Source organism: Ancylobacter sp. 3268 (assembly GCF_031456575.1).
GTDB lineage: Bacteria > Pseudomonadota > Alphaproteobacteria > Rhizobiales > Xanthobacteraceae > Ancylobacter.
Map to the genome: position 1 here is coordinate 142330 of NZ_JAVDUX010000013.1, position 14306 is coordinate 156635.

Annotated in this window: 15 protein-coding genes; 6 read left to right on the forward strand and 9 right to left on the reverse strand. The window is 66.9% G+C overall.

The genetic code is table 11. The features are described 5' to 3' along the window. Positions 1 to 17: 17 nt before the first annotated feature. From J2X65_RS18665 to J2X65_RS18675, 3 genes are all read right to left on the reverse strand, one after another. Positions 18 to 794, reverse strand: coding sequence for a creatininase (locus J2X65_RS18665; protein WP_310203982.1), 777 nt, complete (start codon positions 792 to 794; stop codon positions 18 to 20). A gap of 177 nt (positions 795 to 971) precedes the next feature. Continuing rightward, the gene (locus tag J2X65_RS18670) at positions 972 to 1694 is read right to left on the reverse strand and encodes an SDR family oxidoreductase (protein WP_310203985.1); all 723 of its coding nucleotides are present in this window, start codon (positions 1692 to 1694) and stop codon (positions 972 to 974) included. Further along, entirely contained in the window at positions 1688 to 2455 is a 768-nt protein-coding gene (locus J2X65_RS18675) for an SDR family oxidoreductase (RefSeq protein ID WP_310203988.1), read from the reverse strand. The genes J2X65_RS18670 and J2X65_RS18675 overlap by 7 nt, the downstream gene beginning before the upstream one ends. 107 nt (positions 2456 to 2562) lie before the next feature. On the opposite strand from J2X65_RS18675, the gene J2X65_RS18680 reads away from it, so the two are divergent. Then, positions 2563 to 3483 (forward strand): LysR family transcriptional regulator, encoded by a 921-nt coding sequence (locus tag J2X65_RS18680; RefSeq protein WP_310203991.1) that lies wholly within the window; start codon positions 2563 to 2565, stop codon positions 3481 to 3483. A 182-nt stretch (positions 3484 to 3665) separates the two neighbouring features. Here J2X65_RS18680 and J2X65_RS18685 read toward each other — a convergent pair whose 3' ends face one another. From J2X65_RS18685 to J2X65_RS18700, 4 genes are all read right to left on the reverse strand, one after another. Continuing rightward, complete coding sequence (locus tag J2X65_RS18685; RefSeq protein WP_310203994.1) at positions 3666 to 4763, reverse strand: serine/threonine protein kinase; 1098 nt, start codon at positions 4761 to 4763, stop codon at positions 3666 to 3668. Next, the gene (gene trmFO, locus J2X65_RS18690) at positions 4760 to 6193 is read right to left on the reverse strand and encodes a methylenetetrahydrofolate--tRNA-(uracil(54)-C(5))-methyltransferase (FADH(2)-oxidizing) TrmFO (RefSeq protein WP_310203997.1); all 1434 of its coding nucleotides are present in this window, start codon (positions 6191 to 6193) and stop codon (positions 4760 to 4762) included. Before trmFO ends, J2X65_RS18685 begins: the two co-directional genes overlap by 4 nt. A gap of 248 nt (positions 6194 to 6441) precedes the next feature. Beyond that, positions 6442 to 6603: a DUF1127 domain-containing protein gene (locus J2X65_RS18695; protein ID WP_310204000.1), complete on the reverse strand. Its 162-nt coding sequence runs from the start codon at positions 6601 to 6603 to the stop codon at positions 6442 to 6444. A gap of 194 nt (positions 6604 to 6797) precedes the next feature. Further along, a complete protein-coding gene (locus tag J2X65_RS18700; protein ID WP_310204002.1) occupies positions 6798 to 8093 on the reverse strand; it encodes an O-acetylhomoserine aminocarboxypropyltransferase in 1296 nt (431 codons plus the stop codon). A gap of 238 nt (positions 8094 to 8331) precedes the next feature. Between J2X65_RS18700 and J2X65_RS18705 the strand changes: the two genes are divergently transcribed. Continuing rightward, positions 8332 to 9207, forward strand: coding sequence for a hypothetical protein (locus tag J2X65_RS18705; protein ID WP_310204005.1), 876 nt, complete (start codon positions 8332 to 8334; stop codon positions 9205 to 9207). A gap of 30 nt (positions 9208 to 9237) precedes the next feature. Here the strand turns inward: J2X65_RS18705 and J2X65_RS18710 are convergent, their stop codons facing one another. Beyond that, positions 9238 to 9681 (reverse strand): CoA-binding protein, encoded by a 444-nt coding sequence (locus J2X65_RS18710; protein ID WP_310204008.1) that lies wholly within the window; start codon positions 9679 to 9681, stop codon positions 9238 to 9240. A gap of 127 nt (positions 9682 to 9808) precedes the next feature. Between J2X65_RS18710 and J2X65_RS18715 the strand changes: the two genes are divergently transcribed. The 4 genes from J2X65_RS18715 (at position 9809) to J2X65_RS18730 (ending at position 12773) form a co-directional block, all read left to right on the forward strand. Then, entirely contained in the window at positions 9809 to 10285 is a 477-nt protein-coding gene (locus tag J2X65_RS18715) for a PaaI family thioesterase (protein ID WP_310204011.1), read from the forward strand. Between the two features lie 162 nt (positions 10286 to 10447). After that, complete coding sequence (gene rplM, locus J2X65_RS18720; RefSeq protein WP_310204015.1) at positions 10448 to 10909, forward strand: 50S ribosomal protein L13; 462 nt, start codon at positions 10448 to 10450, stop codon at positions 10907 to 10909. 2 nt (positions 10910 to 10911) lie between these two features. Next, the gene (gene rpsI / locus J2X65_RS18725) at positions 10912 to 11388 is read left to right on the forward strand and encodes a 30S ribosomal protein S9 (RefSeq protein ID WP_310204018.1); all 477 of its coding nucleotides are present in this window, start codon (positions 10912 to 10914) and stop codon (positions 11386 to 11388) included. 167 nt (positions 11389 to 11555) lie between these two features. Then, entirely contained in the window at positions 11556 to 12773 is a 1218-nt protein-coding gene (locus J2X65_RS18730) for a GGDEF domain-containing protein (RefSeq protein WP_310204020.1), read from the forward strand. Between the two features lie 112 nt (positions 12774 to 12885). On the opposite strand, the gene glnA is transcribed toward J2X65_RS18730, so the two are convergent. Beyond that, positions 12886 to 14295 carry a type I glutamate--ammonia ligase gene (glnA, locus tag J2X65_RS18735; RefSeq protein WP_310204023.1) on the reverse strand — a complete coding sequence of 470 codons (1410 nt, stop codon included), beginning with the start codon at positions 14293 to 14295 and terminating at the stop codon, positions 12886 to 12888. Between the last annotated feature and the right edge of the window lie 11 nt (positions 14296 to 14306).

The window sequence follows — 14306 nt, forward strand, 5'->3', positions numbered from 1 at the left end:
TTGCCTCGACGCGGGCCTCAGAGCCCGAATTCCTTGGTGATGACGGCGGAGATGCGCGTGAGGTAGTCGGCCATCAGCAACTCGCCCTTCTCGACGGTGGAACCGACCGCGACCGCCAGCACGCCCGAGGGCGGCAGGCCGAAATCGGCGGGAACCGGGAAGCGGTCATAGGTCGGGAAGGTGGCGGGGCCGTCGGTGGGCACCTTGTCCATCTCCACCAGATCGGGCCGGAACAGCAGCATCAGCGAGGTTTCCAACAGGCTGGCATGTTCGAGCTCGATACCGGGGAAGCCGTCCGGGAACAGCTTGTCCAGCGTAGGGCGGGTGGCGAAGTCCCAATATTCCAGGCGCATCACCTGCATGTCGTCGATGCCGTCGCGCTTCAATTCGCGCAGCGCGAGGTCGAGGCCTTCGACCGACGGCCAGAGGTTCTCGTAATGGCCGTTGACGATGACTAGACGCCGCACGCCCTGCCGGCCGAGGTTGCGGATGACGTCGCGCAGCACCAGCGCGAAGGTATTGGCATCGAGGCTGAGCGTGCCGGGGAAGTGCTCGCCGCCGCCGGAACGCGGCATCGACTTGCAACCGTAATTGACGGTGGGAGCGACGATGCCGCCGACCGCTTTCGCCACCCGCTCGCACACGCCGGTGGGCAGCACCACATCCACGCCAAGCGGCAGATGCGGGCCGTGCTGCTCGGTGGAGCCGAGCGGCAGAAATACCGGGGCGCCGGCCGCGACCTTCGCCGCGAATTCCGGCCAGCTCAGTTCGTCGAGACGGACGCTGTCGACCATGATTTCCTCTGTGTTCCGGCTGTTGTCATAGAGAGGGACGATACTCCCTCTCCCCGGCGGGGAGAGGGATGGGGTGAGGGGGGAGCAACGCTTCCCAATTCGTTCCTCCTCACCGACCCGCTGCGCGGGCCACCTCCCCCACCGGGGAGAGGAAAAGGCAGGCGTGATCTGTCGAGGTCAGTGCATTGCCGCGCCGCCATCGATGCTGATGCATTGGCCGGTGATGAAACCTGTCGCGCGGCTGGCGAGGAACAGCACCGCCTGTGCCACCTCATCCGGCCGGCCGACGCGGCCGAACGGGTTGGCGGTCTCCATGTGCTTCAGCTCCTCCGACAGGTTCTCGAAGTCGAGCAGCGGCGTATCAACCGGTCCGGGCGCGATGGCGTTGACCTGGATGTGCGGGGCGAGCTCGCGCGCCCAGGAACGGGTGAGGGTGAGAAGGGCGCCCTTGGTGCCGGCATAACCGGAATAGCCGGCCCGCCCGAGAAAGGCGAGTTCGGAGGCGATGTTGATGATGCGGCCCCTTGCTGATCCTTCGCCGGCAAAATAACGTAGAGCCTCGCGCGCCATCAGGATCGGTCCGCGAATATTGACGCTGGCCATGCGCTCATAGGCGGCGATATCGAAGCCGGCGAGCGGCGTCTCGATGCAGATGCCGGCGCAGTTCACGACGACGTCGAGCCCGCCGAGATGGGCGGCCGCGGCTTCCATGCTGCCGATGACCGCCGCCTCGTCGGCGACATTGGTGAGGATGGTCGGCCAGTTCGCCACCTCCGGCGGGTGCAGATCGAAACCGACCACCTTGGCGCCGGCGGCGGCCAGCGCATTGGCGCTGGCAAGGCCGATGCCGCTTGCCGCGCCGGTGATGACGACCCGCAAATCCTTGTGCGGCGCTACCATGGGAATTCTCCACGATCGACGCCGAGGCTCTGGCCGGTGATGTTGGCTGCGAGATCGGACGCCAGGAACAGGTAGGTGCCGGCCATATCGTCCGGCTCCATGAAACCGGGGAGAATCTGCGCCGAAACGATCTCCTTGAGGAGGTCGTCCGGCGCAATGCCACGGGCGTCTGCCATGCGATCGAGCGAACGCAGCGAGGCCTCCGTCCGCACCCAGCCCGGGCAGACGGCATTGACGGTGATGCCGCGCGGGCCGAGTTCCTTGGCCCAGCTCTTGGTGAGGCCGATCACCGCGTGCTTGGAGGCGACATAGGCGCCGAACAGCGCTTCCGCCCCGCGCGACCATACCGAGGCGGTGTTGACGATGCGCCCGCCCGCGCCCATGCCCGGCAGCAGGGCGCGGGTGACGAGGAAGGTGCCGACGACATTGATCTCGACGACGCGGCGGAAGGTGACCTCGTTCGCCTCGCTGGCATCGTCGAGCGGCGTGATCAGCTCGAGGCCGGCATTGTTGACGAGCACATCGAGGCGCGGCAGCTGCGCTGCCAGCGCCGCGACGTCTCCGGAATCGGTGATGTCGCACTGGTGTCCGGTGGCGCCGAGCCGCTCGGCGGCCTCGAAGACCGCCGGGTCGTCAGCGAGCATGTGCAGCCGGGCGCCGGCGGCGGCGAAGCCGCGGGCGATGCCGAGGCCGATGCCACGGCTGGAGCCGGTCACCAGGACGGTGCGGCCAGCAAGGCCGGAGAGGCCGATATCGGGCATGCGTTTCTCCCAGCTCCCCGACGATTCTGGCGCAGTTTCACATTCACAGAAATCACGTTTAATGGAAGATTGTATCGATAATCATCGATGTGATGCCTGGAGCCCCGATGCGCCGCCTCGACAATATCGATCTGCGGCTGCTGCGGGTGTTCGTTGTGCTGGCCGATGAGGGCGGCTTCCACGACGCTCAGATCGCGCTGAACCTCTCGCAATCGACGCTGTCCACCCATCTGGCGGCGCTGGAGCGCAAGCTCGGCGGCCAGCTCTGCGAGCGCGGCCGTTCCGGGTTCCGGCTCACCCCTTTCGGCGAGGCGACGCTGGCGGCGGCGCGGCGGCTGTTCGACGACATCGAGGGTTTTCACGCCCGCATCGGCCAGGACCGGCACCGGCTGGTCGGGCGGCTGCGCATCGGCATTCTCGACGGGGTGGTGACCAATCCGCATCTCGGCCTGCAGACCGCGCTGTCGCGCTACATGGACTATGCGGCGGATGTGTTCGTCGATCTCGTGCTCGGGACGCCGCAGGAACTGGAGCAGGCATTGCTCGACGGCGAGCGCGACGTGGTGATCGGCGCCTTCTCGCAGAAGGTGCCGGGAATCGCCTATATCCCGCTGCATCGCGAGCCGCAGGCGCTCTATTGCGGGCGCGGCCATAAACTGTTCGAGCGGCCGGCGCGGGAAATCGGCCAGGCGGACATCGAGGCGGCGCTGTTCAGCGTGCGCGGCTATCGCCATTTCGACGATCTCTACAGGGTGAACCATCCGCGCGCGAGCGCCTCGATCGTGCAGATGGAAGCGCAGGTGATGCTGATTCTCTCCGGCCACTTCATCGGCTACCTGCCGCGCCATATCGGCGAGGACTGGGTGCGGCGCGGGCAGATGCGGGTGATCCGCCCGGAAAGCTACGGCTTCGAATCGGCGCATTTCGTCGCCACGCGGCGGCTGAAGGGGGAGCGGCCGCTGATCGACGCCTTCGTGCGGGAATTGCGGGCGGTGGCGGGAAGCGTGCCGCCGGAGCCGGCGGGCTAGAGGCCGGCCGCCGCGGAAGCTGGATCCGGGAGGTGGGCTGCTCCCTCTCCCCCAATGGAGAGAGGGCTGGGGCGAGGGGGCTCTTCGCTTCCCGGCCGCGTCCCCTCACCGACCCGCTTGGCGGGCCACCTCTCCCCACCGGGGAGAGGACAAGACAGAAAGTGCGGAACGCGCGCCGAGGCTCAGATCCCGCGCCGCACGCGGTCGCTGAGGTTCCTGCGGTCGCGGATGATGGCGTCGAGCGCCGTCTGCTGCGCCGGCGTGCGCGGCAGCTGCTCCATCTGGTCGAGCTGATTGAGCGCGACCAGGCGCAGCAGGTCGTCGCGCACCTCGCCCGATTCGTCGCGCGGCAGCTCGGCGGCCAGCTGGACATGCTCGGGCGGATTGTGGCCGGGAAGGCTGCTCGCGAGATGGGCGCGAAGCGCGGTTTCGGTGACCTCCGGCCCCGCCTCGACGAAGGCATAGAGGCCGAAACTGCCGCCGGGGGTGGGGAAGTCGGTGATATGCGCCGCCTTCACTCCCGGCGCGGCGGCCAGCGCCGCGGCGATGCGCGGGCCTTCCTCCATCGCCCGCGGGCCGCGGCCTTCGGTGTCGTGGTAGTTCAGGAGCTTGCGGGTAACGAAGATGTAGATCTGCTTGCCGGTCGCCATCCACACCCGGTTGATCAGGCTCTTGCGGGCCAAAATCTTCCTTTCGCGCGCGGTCAGCGCCTCCGGGCAGAAGCTGCGCTTGTGCTTCAGGAGGTGGCGGATGTCCTCGTAAGCTGCGATGCGGAACAGCTTGGTGCGCCGGGAGAAGCAGACGGCGAGCTGGAAATCCATCAGCACCGCGCCGCCATCGGCGGCATGGAGCCAGTTCTGCGGCTTGGCGAGATCGTTATGGGCGATGCCCCGGCGGTGGATGGCGCGCAGCCCCTCGCGGGCGGCGGCGAACCAGGCGGCATCGCCGACCGGGCGGGCGATCTGCAGCGGCAGGCCATCGACGAAGCCGCGCACCAGCCAGCCTTCCTCCAGCGCGAACACCGGCACGGTGTGGCCGCTGCCCGTGGCCCGGCGCAGGGCACGGGCCTCGCGGCGGGCGAAGTGACGGGCGAGCGGCTTCACCCACCATTTCACGCCGGCATAGTGCCGGCGCACGGCGGGATGCTCGCCGGCGGCATCGTGCCAGACGCCACGCTCGATGGTGGAGAAGATGTCCCGCTTGAGCACGGTGTCGAGCTCGAAGCGGCCGCCCGAGGAACGGGCGGTCGGCATCGGCGGATCGGCGAAACGGCGGGTCACGCGGCCACCTCGCCACCGCCGGGGACGGCGCTGCGCGCCCATTCGTCGATGTCGCGCAGGGCGCGGCGGGCCATTTCCTGCTTCTTGGCGACGGTTTTCTGGGTGCCGCGCAGGCGGTTGCCCTCGGCGTCGCGGGTCGGATTGGCGTCGAGCGGCGGGAACAGGCCGAAATTGACGTTCATCGGCTGGAAGGAGCGCGGGCCGGGTTCGACTGTTTCAATATGCCCGCCGGTGATGTGGGCGAGCAGCGCGCCATGGGCGGTGGTGACCGGCGGCGGCGGAAGCGGCTGGCCCAGCCGCTCGGCGGCGGTGAACAGGCCGGCGATCAGCCCGATGGCGGCGCTTTCCACATAGCCCTCGCAGCCGGTGATCTGGCCGGCGAAGCGCAGGCGCGGCTCGACCGCCAACCGCAGCGTGCCATCGAGGACGCGCGGCGAATTGAGATAGGTGTTGCGGTGCAAACCGCCGAGGCGGGCGAATTCGGCGTTTTCCAGCCCGGGGATCATGCGCAGGATGCGCACCTGCTCGGCATGGCGGGCCTTGGTCTGGAAGCCCACCATGTTGAACAGCGTGCCCAGCGCATTGTCCTGCCGCAGCTGGACGATGGCGTGCGACTTCACCTCGGGGCTGCGCGGATTGGTGAGGCCGACCGGCTTCATCGGGCCGTGGCGCAGCGTTTCCGGGCCGCGCGCGGCCATCACCTCGATCGGCAGGCAGCCATCGAAATAGGGCGTGTTGGCTTCGAAATCGCGGAAGGGCACGGTGTCGGAGGCGATCAGCGCGGCGACGAAGGCGTCGTACTGCGCCTTGTTCATCGGGCAGTTGATGTAGTCGGCGCCGGTGCCGCCGGGGCCTGGCTTGTCGTAGCGCGACTGGAACCAGGCGATTTCCATGTTGATGGAATCGAAATGGACGATGGGCGCGATGGCGTCGAAAAACGCCAGCGCGCCTTCGCCGGTGCGGGCGCGGATCGCCTCCGCCAGCGCCGGAGAGGTGAGGGGGCCGGTGGCGACGATGACGTTGTCCCACTCCGCCGGCGGCAGGCCGGCGATTTCCTCGCGGGCGACGGTGATCAGCGGATGCGAGCTGACCGCCTCGGTGACCGCCTGCGAGAAGCCGTCGCGATCCACCGCCAGCGCGCCCCCGGCGGGCAGCTGGTGACGATCGGCACAGGCCATGATCAGCGAGCCCAGCCGGCGCATCTCCGCATGCAGCACGCCGACCGCATTGGAGGTGTGGTCGTCCGAGCGGAAGGAGTTGGAGCAGACCAGCTCGGCGAGGCCGTCGCCCTTGTGGGCATCGGTGCCGCGGACGGGGCGCATCTCGTGCAGCACCACCGGCACGCCGCGGCGGGCGAGTTGCCAGGCGGCTTCCGAGCCGGCAAGGCCGCCGCCGACGATATGGACAGGGATAGGGGTGTTCAGGCTCATGCTCGGTCGGGTCCGCTTTTCCGGGCGGCCCCTTAGCACGGATCGTGGCCGGGCGCAGGACTATCGCACGCGCATATCGGCAGGAAACGGGGGCGGGCAGCTGGCCGGAGACCCATGAGAGGCCGGCAAGGCCAGAGGCCGGCAAGGCCAGAGGCCGGCAAGGCTCCCGCACAAACGAAAACGGCCCCGGAAGGCCGGGGCCGCTCAGTCCGCGTTCTCAGAAGATCCGCAGGCGGGGTGAACCGCCATCAGGCCGCAGCAGCGGCCTGACGCGCCACGCGGAAGATGTCCGAACGCGACACATTGATGTCGGCGAGGGTGCGGTCGTCGAGCTGAGAAAGTTCGACAACGGTACGACGATACGCCTGCCAGCGGCGGATCTGCTTGGCAATAAAGCCCCAGAGCAGCATATTAAGTCTCCATCAGGTTGCGAAAGCGGAGCGGCCACCGGGTTTGGCTGCACGCTCCGTAATCATTTCCCTGCCTATATATTCGACAGCATGCTTATCCAGTAGGATGTATGTGGCATCCCAGCCATGCGCGGCGTGCATAAGACGCCCATAATTCATTCATAATTGCACGGCTGGCCTTTGCTGCGCTGCACTCACGCTGCGGCCAGCGCCTGATCGAGATCGGCGATGATGTCCGCCACGTCCTCGATGCCGACCGAGAGCCGCACCACATCCGGGCCGGCGCCGGCCGCCACTTTCTGCGCATCGGAAAGCTGGCGGTGGGTGGTCGAGGCCGGATGGATGATCAGCGAACGGGTGTCGCCGATATTGGCGAGGTGGGAGAACAGCTTGACGTTCGACACCAGCGCCACGCCGGCATCGAAGCCGCCCTTCAGCCCGAAAGTGAACACCGCACCGGCGCCCTTCGGCGTGTAGCGCTGGGCGAGGTTGTAATAGCGGTCGCCCGGCAGGCCGGGATAGCTGACCCATTCCACCTTCGGATGTTCGGCGAGGAATTTGGCCACGGCGAGCGCATTGTCGCTGTGGCGCTGGAGCCGCAGCGGCAGCGTCTCGATGCCGGTGAGAATCAGGAAGGCGTTGAACGGCGACAGCGCCGGCCCGAGATCGCGCAGGCCGAGCACGCGGGCGGCGATGGCGAAGGCGAAATTGCCGAACGCCTCGCCGATAACGATGCCCTCATATTCCGGCCGCGGCTGGGAAAGGAACGGGTAGCGCCCCTCGCGCAGCCAGTTGAAGCTGCCGCCGTCGACGATCAGGCCGCCGATGGAATTGCCGTGGCCGCCGAGGAATTTGGTGGCGGAATGGATGATGATGTCGGCGCCGTGCTCGAAGGGCCGGATGAGATAGGGGGTCGCCAGCGTGTTGTCGACGATCAGCGGCACGCCGGCGCGCTTGGCGATCTTCGATATGGCGGCGATGTCGGTGACGATGCCGCCGGGATTGGCGATCGATTCGATGAAGATCGCCTTGGTCTTCGGTGAAATGGCGCGCTCGAACGAGGCGACGTCGTCGACATCGGCCCACGCCACGTTCCAGCCGAAGCTCTTGAAGGCGTGGTTGAACTGGTTGATCGAACCGCCATAGAGCTTGTTGCCGGCGATGAACTCGTCGCCGGGAGACAGCAGGGTCTGGAAGGTGAGCAACTGCGCCGCATGGCCGGAGGCGACCGCCAGCGCGGCGGTGCCGCCTTCGAGCGCCGCCACCCGTTCCTCCAGCACCGCGTTGGTCGGGTTGCCGATGCGCGTATAGATGTTGCCGAACGCCTTCAGCCCGAACAGGGCGGCGGCGTGGTCGACATCGTCGAAGACGAAGGACGTCGTCTGATAGATCGGCGTGGCGCGCGCCTTGGTGGTGGGGTCCGGCGCGGCGCCGGCATGGACGGCGAGGGTGGCGAAGCCGGGAGTCTGTGGCTGGGATGTATCGGTCACGTGGCGTTCCTCGGAGTTAAGGCGTGTTGATCGCCAGTTCACGCCGGGTCCCAAAAAAACGCAAGATGGACGTGAACCAGTCGTAAGGCCATTTTTATGCTGTGAATATGGGTAATCCGGGCCCGGTCAGGGGTAGGCGCCGGGATGGCGGTGGGTGACGGCGCCCGGTTTGCTGCTGGACATTGGTGACACGCGGTGGAATCGTAGGCTGGATCGGGATCGCACGGGGGTGCGACCTATGGCGGCGTTTCGGGTTGCTGTGCTGCTCTCTCGCCTGTCGGCGACGATGCTCTGGCTCGTCGGCGCGATCATTTTTGCCGATGCGCAGACCATTTCCTCGCCGCAGCGCAGCTTCACGCAGCAGGAGCGGCTCGACATGGCGGCCGCGCTCACGCGCCTGTTTCCTGCGCTGACAGTCACCTCGGTCGACGCGCCCGTCATCCGCGGCGATGCCGATCCTCTCATATTCAAGATCACGCCGTCCGGGCGACCGCAGTTCGGCGAGCTCTTCGCCTCCGAACACTATCAGTTTCGCTACTACCCGACCGACACCTTTGCCTTCGGTGCCTATTTCTGCCGCATGGCGCAGGAATTCGTGCGGGAGCGCCGCCAGCAGAACGCCAGATTTCTTGTGCCGCAGTTCAGCCCCGGAGGCTCGGCCGGTGCGGGAGGGATCGATATTCCCGTGCAGAATGCCGCGGAACTGCTGACGTCGATCTTCTACGTGGCGCTCTCGCTGTGGGACTTCGCGCTCAACGAAGATTACGGACAGTTCCGGCTTCTCGTCCGGGGCTTCGCCGATCAATCGGATCGCTTCAGCCGGCCGGTGCCGGCGGGCAGCCCGAGCACGCTCGCCTATCTGCCGACCCTGACGCCGCCAATGCTGGTCTATGACCGCCAGCCGCTGGCGCGGCCGATCGGCCCCAGCTATGCCAATGACGACCTTCCCGAGCTGCGCGCCGACTTCGTGAAATCGATCCTCGACGCCTTCCTGTCCTCCTGCCAGCTCCAGGCTTCGCTGGTGCCGGCCAGCCAGGTTCTGCAGGGCGCGGTTCTCCCCAGGCGGGATCCGCAGTTCAGAACCTTCGAGATCTTTTTCTACAGCTATCGCTGAGCCGGCTGCGCTGGCCGGTGCTGCTGCGCGTCAGCTATCGGTCCGCGCGAAGCGCAGGCGCGGAATCTCGATGGCCGGGCAACGGTCCATGATGACGGCGACGCCGGCTTTCTCGGCGCGGGCCGCCGCGGCATCGTCGCGCACGCCGAGCTGGGACCAGATCAGTTTCGGCACCGGGACGAGCGCCAGCGCCTCCTCCACCACCTTCGGCAGATATTCCGGGGCGCGGAACACGTCGACCATGTCGATCGGCTCCGGCACGTCGGCGAGGCGGGCATAGGTCGGCAGCCCGGCAATGTCGCGGCCGGCCTGGCCGGGATTGATGGCGAACACCGTGAAGCCTTGCGAGGCGAGATAGCGGGCGACGCCGTGGCTGGGCCGCGCCGGATTCGGGCTGGCGCCGACCACGGCGATGGTGCGCACCCGGCCGAGCTGCTCGGCAATATAGGCGTCGGAATAGGTGTCGTGGTTCATGCGGCGGCTCCCGATGGGTTCCGATCGCATATGGTGATGGATGGCATGAAATCTATGCTTCGAACCGCCGGCTGACGGGAGCGCCGGCGGGGGCGATACTGCGGCAAACGAGGCAAGGGAGGATGCAATGGATGTGACGCAGCGCGAGGTCGGCACCGGGGTCCGCCGCCAGCCGGATGCCGGCCTGGAGGCCACGCAGCTCCAGTCCTATCTCGTCGCCGAGTTCCCGCAGGCCTTCGGTCCCGGCCGGCCGCACGAGGTGGCCGGTGCCGGCCCGGAAGGGGTGACGGTGCGGCTGGTCGCCGGCGACGAGCATCTGCGCCCCGGCGCCACCGTCTCCGGGCCGACGATGATGGGCCTTGCCGACATCGCCGCCTATGCGGCCATCCTCGCCGCCATCGGCCCGGTGCCGCTGGCGGTGACGACCAACTTCTCCATCAATTTCCTGCGGCGGCCGGCGCCGGGGCCGATGCTCGCCCAGGCGAGCCTGCTGAAGCTCGGCAAGCGGCTTGCCGTGTGCGAGGTGGCGCTGACGGGAGAGGCGGACGACGAGCTCTGCGCCCATGCCGTGACCACCTATTCCATCCCGCCGCGTGGGATTTGAGGGGCTTATTTCGAGGTATTTTTATACCTATTTTGTAAGTAGCTGATTTCGCTGTATTAATTTGAACGTCGTGCGATTGACGCGCACGCGCCGCTCGGTTAGAAGCCGCGCCAAGTGAAGTGCAGCCGCATGGCCGCACCCTTACGTATATGGATCAATCCCATGAAGACGTTTTCGGCAAAACCCGCCGACATTGAGAAGAAGTGGGTGGTGATCGACGCGACCGACCTCGTGGTCGGCCGCCTCGCGACCATCATCGCCACGCGCCTGAAGGGCAAGCACAAGGCGATCTACACCCCGCACGTCGATTGCGGCGACAATGTCGTCGTCATCAACGCCGAGAAGGTGGCGCTGACCGGCAACAAGCGCAACGACAAGGTCTATTACCACCACACCGGCTTCCCCGGCGGCATCAAGGAGCGGACCGCGAAGTTCCTGCTCGACGGCCGCTTCCCGGAGCGCGTGGTGGAGAAGGCGGTAGAGCGCATGCTCGCCCGCGGTCCTCTCGGCCGCAAGCTGATGGGCAATCTGCGCGTCTATAAGGGCCCGGCTCACCCGCATGAGGCCCAGCAGCCGGTGGCGCTCGATGTCGCCTCGCTGAACCGCAAGAATGTGAGGAACTGATCATGGCCGAGGTTCTCCAGTCCCTCGACGCCCTCGACGCCCTGAAGCCGCAGGCTCCCGAGGCGCCCAAGCACGTCCAGAAGCTCGACAAGTTCGGCCGCGCCTATGCCACCGGCAAGCGCAAGGACGCCGTCGCCCGCGTGTGGGTGCGTCCCGGCACCGGCAAGATTATCGTCAACGACCGCGCGCTCGAAGTTTATTTCGCGCGTCCGGTGCTGCGGCTGATCATCCAGCAGCCCTTCACCGCGGCGGCCCGCACCGGCCAGTACGACGTGGTCTGCACTGTCTCCGGCGGCGGCCTCTCCGGCCAGGCCGGCGCGCTGCGTCACGGCATCTCCCGCGCGCTCACCTATTACGAGCCCGAGCTGCGCGGCCCGCTGAAGAAGGGCGGATTTCTGACCCGCGACTCGCGCGTCGTCGAGCGTAAGAAGTACGGCCGCGCCAAGGCCCGCCGCAGCTTCCAGTTCTCGAAGCGCTGATCGGCGTCTTCATCCGCCATCGCATCGAAGGGCAGGCCTCGCGGCCTGCCCTTTTTGTTTGCCGTCCCCGCCGCCAGACGGTACCGGGCTCGGAAGGTTGCTAGGCAGGAAGGCGCCGTTCCGCTATCTCGGAGGGCAGGGGAACCGCCCCGTTCGGTGCAGGACGCATGTTCTACGACCCGTTGACGATCTGGTCCTTCACAACGTTCTCGACGCTGCTCATCGCCGGCGTGCTGCTGGTATCCTGGGTCATGTGGCCGGGAGAGAGCGCGCTCGGCTATTGGGGCATCGCCTTCGTGGTGACGACCATGAGCCTCGCCGGCCTCGCGGCGCGCGGCGTGGTGCCGGCCTTCATTTCCGTCGAGCTCGCCAATGCGGGTCTGCTGCTGGCCTGGGGGCTCGGCTGGAACGGCTTTCGCGCCTTCGACCGCCGCCGGCCGGTGTTTCTTCTGCCGGCAGTGTTGATCGCGATCTGGCTCGCCATCTGCCAGTTGCCCTCGCTCCGGGACGATGCGGTGCCGCGCATGTGGGTGATGCTGGCCTTTACCAGCCTGCTGGTGCTGCTGAGCATGCGTGAGCTTTATCGCCGCCGCGCCGACGGGCTGGTGGCGCGCTGGCTGGCGATCGGGCTACTGTCGCTGCATCTGTTTGCGCTGCTGGCGCGGCCATCTCTGCTGCTGTTCGGGTTCACCACCATCGATGCCGGCGGCACTATCCTGCGGGATCCAGGACTTATCGTCTATGCCTTCGAACTCGTGGCGTTCCAGTTGCTGATGGCCTTCTGCGTCATCGGCCTCGTGCGCGAGCGACGGGAGCGCCAGTTCGAAGAGGCGGCGCTGATCGACGACCTGACCGGCCTGCTGAACCGGCGCGGATTTCTGACCCGTACCCGCGACGCCGTCGCCCGTGGCGGGCCGGTCGCGGTGCTGGCTCTCGATCTCGACCGCTTCAAGACCATCAACGACGTCTATGGCCATGCCGCCGGCGACGACGTGCTGCGCCTGTTCGCCAGGGTGCTGCGCGACAATCTGCGCGGTACCGACATTGTCGGGCGGCTCGGCGGCGAGGAGTTCGGGGTGGTGCTGCCCGGAGCGGAGACGGCGGTGGCGCGCGAGATCGCCGAGCGCATCCGCATCGCCTTCCGCCGCTCGGGCGAGGGGCTGCCGATGCGCGAGACGCGGCTGTCGGCCAGCATCGGCCTCGCGGCCGGACAATTGCCGACCCTCGCGCCGGGCGAGGCGCTGGCGGCGCTGCAGGCGCAGGCGGACATGGCGCTCTATGCCGCTAAGCAGGGAGGGCGCGACCGGGTGATGCTGCACATTGACCATGGCGTGGAACGGCCGGGCGCCGGGCTGAGCGCGGCGGCGAACCGTCCGGAGGCGTGAGGCAGCCGCGCCGGCAAACATGCGGCCGAACAGACCCGTGTGAAAAAGGGCGCCGAATGGCGCCCTTTTCCGTTTCGCGGCAGTCGTCCGGGGCGTGCAGCCCGCGATCGGATCAGACCGAATAGTACATTTCGAACTCGACCGGGTGCGGCGTCATCTCGAAACGCATCACCTCGGTCATCTTCAGCTCGATATAGGCGTTGATGAAGTCGTCATCGAATACGCCGCCCTTCTTCAGGAACTCGCGGTCCTTGTCGAGCGACACCAGAGCCTCGCGCAGCGAGCCGCAGACGGTCGGGATCTTCTTCAGCTCGCGCGGCGGCAGGTCATAGAGATCCTTGTCCATCGCGGGGCCGGGATCGATCTTGTTCTGGATGCCGTCGAGGCCGGCCATCAGCAGCGCGGCGAAGGCGAGGTAGGGGTTCGCGCCGGGGTCGGGGAATCGGGTCTCGACGCGCTTCGCCTTCGGCGAGGTGGTGTAGGGGATGCGACAGGACGCCGAGCGGTTGCGCGCCGAATAGGCGAGCAGCACCGGCGCCTCATAGCCCGGGACCAGGCGCTTGTAGGAGTTGGTCAGCGGGTTGGTGAAGGCGTTCAGCGCCTTGGCGTGCTTGATGATGCCGCCGATGTACCACAGGCATTCCTGGCTGAGGTCGGCATATTTGTTGCCGGCGAATTGCGGCTTGCCGTCCTTCCAGATCGACTGGTGCACATGCATGCCCGAGCCGTTGTCGCCATAGACCGGCTTGGGCATGAAGGTGGCGGTCTTGCCGTAGACGTTGGCGACCTGGTGGATGCAGTACTTGTAGATCTGCAGCTGGTCGGCCATCGTGACGAGGGTGTTGAACTTCAGACCCAGCTCGTGCTGGGCGGAAGCCACCTCGTGGTGGTGCTTCTCGACCTTGGCGCCCATGCGGGCCATCGCCGCCAGCATCTCGCCACGCATGTCCTGGGCGCTGTCGACCGGCGGAACCGGAAAATAGCCGCCCTTGGTGCGGACGCGGTGGCCGAGATTGCCACCCTCATAGTCGGTGTCGCCATTGGTTGGCAGCTCGCTCGAATCGAGCTTGAAGCCGGTATTGTAGGGATCGGCCTTGAAGCGGACGTCGTCGAAAATGAAGAACTCGGCCTCGGGGCCGATATAGACGGTGTCGCCGACACCGGTGCTCTTCATATAGGCTTCAGCCTTCTTGGCGATGCCGCGCGGGTCGCGCCCATAGGGCTCGCCGGTGGTCGGCTCCAGCACGTCGCACACGACGACCAGCGTCGTCTCGGCGAAGAAGGGGTCGATGCAGACCGAATCGAGGTCCGGCTGCAGATGCATGTCGGATTCGTTGATCGCCTTCCAGCCGGCGATGGACGAACCGTCGAACGCTTGCCCCTCGGCGAAGAAATCCTCGTCCACCATCGTGATGTCGAAGGTGACATGCTGCCACTTGCCGCGCGGATCGGTGAAGCGCAGGTCGACGTATTTGACGTCGTTGTCCTTGATGAGCTTCAGGACGTCCTTGGCCGTCGTCATAGTATCTTGCC

Excerpts from the sequence above, each read along its gene's own strand:
- J2X65_RS18665 (WP_310203982.1), bottom strand. The coding sequence starts at position 794 with ATGGTCGACAGCGTCCGTCTCGACGAACTGAGCTGGCCGGAATTCGCG.
- J2X65_RS18670 (WP_310203985.1), bottom strand. The coding sequence starts at position 1,694 with ATGGTAGCGCCGCACAAGGATTTGCGGGTCGTCATCACCGGCGCGGCA.
- J2X65_RS18675 (WP_310203988.1), bottom strand. The coding sequence starts at position 2,455 with ATGCCCGATATCGGCCTCTCCGGCCTTGCTGGCCGCACCGTCCTGGTG.
- J2X65_RS18680 (WP_310203991.1), top strand. The coding sequence starts at position 2,563 with ATGCGCCGCCTCGACAATATCGATCTGCGGCTGCTGCGGGTGTTCGTT.
- trmFO (WP_310203997.1), bottom strand. The coding sequence starts at position 6,193 with ATGAGCCTGAACACCCCTATCCCTGTCCATATCGTCGGCGGCGGCCTT.
- J2X65_RS18695 (WP_310204000.1), bottom strand. The coding sequence starts at position 6,603 with ATGCTGCTCTGGGGCTTTATTGCCAAGCAGATCCGCCGCTGGCAGGCG.
- J2X65_RS18705 (WP_310204005.1), top strand. The coding sequence starts at position 8,332 with ATGGCGGCGTTTCGGGTTGCTGTGCTGCTCTCTCGCCTGTCGGCGACG.
- J2X65_RS18710 (WP_310204008.1), bottom strand. The coding sequence starts at position 9,681 with ATGAACCACGACACCTATTCCGACGCCTATATTGCCGAGCAGCTCGGC.
- J2X65_RS18715 (WP_310204011.1), top strand. The coding sequence starts at position 9,809 with ATGGATGTGACGCAGCGCGAGGTCGGCACCGGGGTCCGCCGCCAGCCG.
- rplM (WP_310204015.1), top strand. The coding sequence starts at position 10,448 with ATGAAGACGTTTTCGGCAAAACCCGCCGACATTGAGAAGAAGTGGGTG.
- rpsI (WP_310204018.1), top strand. The coding sequence starts at position 10,912 with ATGGCCGAGGTTCTCCAGTCCCTCGACGCCCTCGACGCCCTGAAGCCG.
- J2X65_RS18730 (WP_310204020.1), top strand. The coding sequence starts at position 11,556 with ATGTTCTACGACCCGTTGACGATCTGGTCCTTCACAACGTTCTCGACG.
- glnA (WP_310204023.1), bottom strand. The coding sequence starts at position 14,295 with ATGACGACGGCCAAGGACGTCCTGAAGCTCATCAAGGACAACGACGTC.